Origin of the sequence: Nguyenibacter vanlangensis (assembly GCF_013376155.1) — a bacterium.
GTDB classification, from domain to species: Bacteria; Pseudomonadota; Alphaproteobacteria; order Acetobacterales; family Acetobacteraceae; genus Gluconacetobacter; species Gluconacetobacter vanlangensis.
Genome location: NZ_JABXXP010000318.1, coordinates 1 through 3,335 on the forward strand (window position 1 = coordinate 1; position 3,335 = coordinate 3,335).

4 protein-coding genes are annotated in these 3,335 nt (G+C 69.1%); 2 read left to right on the forward strand and 2 right to left on the reverse strand.

The genetic code is table 11. The annotated features are described in order from the left end of the window. The coding region (locus tag HUK84_RS13065) for a GcrA family cell cycle regulator (protein WP_218064364.1) at positions 1-206 on the forward strand (206 nt) is incomplete at its 5' end. 173 nt (positions 207-379) lie between these two features. Here HUK84_RS13065 and HUK84_RS13070 read toward each other — a convergent pair. Then, positions 380-1,063: a bactofilin family protein gene (locus HUK84_RS13070; RefSeq protein WP_374729342.1), complete on the reverse strand. Its 684-nt coding sequence runs from the start codon at positions 1,061-1,063 to the stop codon at positions 380-382. Between the two features lie 345 nt (positions 1,064-1,408). Here HUK84_RS13070 and HUK84_RS13075 point away from each other — a divergent pair, with 345 nt between their 5' ends. Continuing rightward, entirely contained in the window at positions 1,409-2,428 is a 1,020-nt protein-coding gene (locus tag HUK84_RS13075; protein WP_317135286.1) for an adenosine kinase, read from the forward strand. Between the two features lie 18 nt (positions 2,429-2,446). On the opposite strand, the gene HUK84_RS13080 is transcribed toward HUK84_RS13075, so the two are convergent. Next, a complete protein-coding gene (locus HUK84_RS13080; RefSeq protein WP_176640686.1) occupies positions 2,447-3,238 on the reverse strand; it encodes an ABC transporter permease in 792 nt (263 codons plus the stop codon). Positions 3,239-3,335 lie beyond the last annotated feature (97 nt).

Below are 3,335 nucleotides of genomic sequence, written 5' to 3' on the forward strand. Positions count from 1 at the left end.
GTGTCGAAGCCCGTCCGCCGTTGCGCGCGGTCGGCACGCCCGCGCCGCGTCGCAGCGGCCTGACCTGTTGCTGGCCGCTGGGCGATCCGGGTACGCCGGGCTTTCATTTCTGTGGCGCGACCCCGGTACCCGGCAAGCCGTACTGCGCCGAGCATGCACAATTGGCCTATGTGAAGCTGCGCGACCGACGCGACAACGTGGCTTGAGCAGAGCTTGACTGGGGCTTGACCGGGGCTTGCGTCAGGGGGAACTGAATACTCTCTTTGCCTGCCTGTCACGATAGAAAAAAGGCCGTTGCGGAGTCTCGATCCGCGACGGCCTTTTTTTCGCCTGTGCGCCGGACGTCCGGCCGGATTCACGTCCGGCCGGACGGTCAGGTTCAGATCGTCTCGGGCTCTTCCGGCGCGGCGGCCGGAGCCGGGGTGTCCAGGCCGGCCGGCAGGGGGGCGGTGCCGGTGATCATTTCCAGATGGCCGGTCACCTGGCCGCCATCCTCGACTTGCAGGCGGCGGCATTTCGCCTTGCCCAGCAGGCGTCCCGTGGCGCGGATCGTCAGGCTGCCGCGCACGGTCAGCGTGCCGTCGATGGTGCCGGCCAGGTCCGCGTCCTCGACCTCGACCTCGCCACGGAACATGCCGCCATGGGCGACCTGCAGTTCCTGGGCGTGAATCATCGACGATTCGACCGTGCCTTCGACCACCAGGCGCTCGGCGTCCTGGATCGTGCCCTGCACGCTGATGCCGCGGCCCACGACCAGGGTCCGGCGGTCGAGATTTTCCTTGCGCTGGCCCTGCGGCATGCCGGGGCGGACCGGCTGGGCGGCGCCGGGAACCGGAGCGGGGGACGGGGGCGGCGCGGGAGGAAAGGGGGCACGAGCCATGGCGGCAGATTCCTTGGACGGGGGAGAAGAGGGGGATGCGGTGCCGGATGCCGCGACGGGAGAGAGGGGCCGGCCACCCGCCGGCGGCGGCGGGAAATGCGTCTGCGGACTGGCCGGGCGGCCGGCCGAGGACGACCCGCCTTGGGCGGGGGCGTCGTCTTCTGGCTTGCGTCGTTTGAACAAAAGATACCCCGCTGGTCTTCGATAGGGTGGCGCCGGGTGGGGGCCCGGCCGGTCAGGGACAGGGGTCTTCTGGAGAATCCGGGCTTTCCGGGAAAGCCGGATTTTTCGAAAAACCGATGTCAGGAACGATTACACGCAGGGATCGGAGCCGAACAAGCACCATGCGTCAAGCATCCGCACATGAAATCTGTTCCATTGCGGGCGTCTCCCTTCCGATGTTAGAGCCCGTCCGGGAATGACGGGCTCCGAGCGCGTGCCGGCGTCTGGATGACGATCTTGTCCATTTGATGGCGGGCGAACGGAAGATCCTGCCGCCAGAGCCGAAGGAGCGAAATGTCTGTGTCGATTGAGAAGGATACGGCGGACGGAGAGGCGGCGGAATGCCGGTTCGACCTTCTGGGGATCGGCAATGCGATCATCGACGTGCTGGCGCCCGTCGAACCGGACTTTCTGATCGCGCAGGACATGATTCCCGGCAGCATGATGCTGATCGACGCCACGCGGGCCGAGGCGCTGTACGACATGATCCCGCGCGAGCGGGAGATGGGCGGCGGATCGGCGGCGAATACCTGTGTCGTGGCGGCCAACATGGGGGCGCGCGTCGCCTATCTGGGCAAGGTGGCCGATGACGGCCCGGGCCGCACCTTCGCCGCAGATTTGCGGGATTCGGGCATTCATTTCCCGTCCTCGTTCCTGACCGGCGCCATCGCGCGCCGCCAGCCCACCGCGCGCTGCCTGGTCATGGTCACGCCGGACGGGCAGCGGACGATGAACACCTATCTGGGCGCCTGCGTGTCGTTCGGGCCCGAAGACGTCATGGCCGACATCGTCGCCGGCGCCCGCGTGACCTATCTGGAAGGCTATCTGTTCGATCCCCCCCACGCGCAGGACGCGTTCCGCCATGCCGCGGCGCTGGCGCACGGTGCCGGGCGGCAGGTGGCGCTGTCCCTGTCCGACCCGTTCTGCGTCGCGCGCCATCGCGATGCCTTCCGCGCGCTGGTCAGGGGACATGTCGACATCCTGTTCGCGAATGAAGAGGAAGTCTGTTCGCTGTACCAGACCGAGGATTTCGCGGCCGCCGCGGCCCATGCCGCGGCCGACACGCATTTTGCGGTCCTGACCCGTTCGGCGCAGGGCAGCGTGATCATCAGGGGGGATGAGCGGATCGACGTCGCCCCCGTGGCGACCCAGGTCGTCGACACGACCGGCGCGGGCGACGCCTATGCCGCGGGCTTTCTGGCCGGCTGGACGTCGGGCCGGACCCTGGCGGAATGCGGCCGGCTGGGCAGTGTGGCGGCGTCGGAGATCATCTCGCATTTCGGGGCGCGCCCGCTGCTCAACCTGCGGCAGGATATCGCGCTGTAGGACGCCTGCCGGGCTCTTTCATGTTCCGTTCGAGGCGTGGCGGCGGACCGCTGCCTGCCATATGCCCAGCATGAGCGCCAGGAAGGCGAAGCCCGCCGCCGGCGCCAGGCAGGCCAGCGCGGGCTGCCGCGCGCGGCCCAGGATCGCCAGTACCGGCGCGTAGCTGATGGCCCCCAGCGGCACGACATAGGTCATCAGCACGCGAAACCAGCGCGCATACAGGTCGAACGGATATTGCCCGGCCTCGACCCCGCCATAGGTCAGTACGTTCGCGACCTCCAGGCTTTCGATCGTGCGGAAGGACAGGGCGGCCTGCCCGACCAGGACCCCCAGGAAGAAGGCGACGCCGCCCGCGATCGTCCAGGCCAGCATCGGCAGGCTGAACAAGGCGGGCCGCACCGGCGCCGTCGCCAGGCCGATGGCGAGGATCGCGCCGCCCTGCGCCAGGCGCGCCAGCGGCCGCAGCCGGAACTGGTGGCCCAGGACCTGCAGCACCGTCCAGCGCGGGCGCAGCAGGACGCGGTCGAATTCTCCGGTGCGCAGGAACTCCTCGCCGAACGCCTCGAAGCCGCGCCCGACCATCTCGGCCAGGGCGAATTCGACATTCACCAGGCCGTAGAACAGCGCGACCTGTCCGACGCTCCAGCCATGCAGGGTGCCGAAGCGGCGGAACAGGATCAGGATCGCGGCGAAACCCATCAGCGTGGTGGCCAGGTGCCCCGCGAGCTGCAGCGCGAAGGCGCCCGGATAGCGGACCTGACCGGCCAGCGAGGCGCGCAGATAGCGCAGCCAGAGCCTGATCCCGTTCATCCGCACCTCGTTCATCCGCCCTGGACCTCCAGCCGGGCCAGGGTCCGCCGCAGGGCCGCCCGGCCGGCCAGGGTCAGCAGCGCGACCCAGGCGGCCT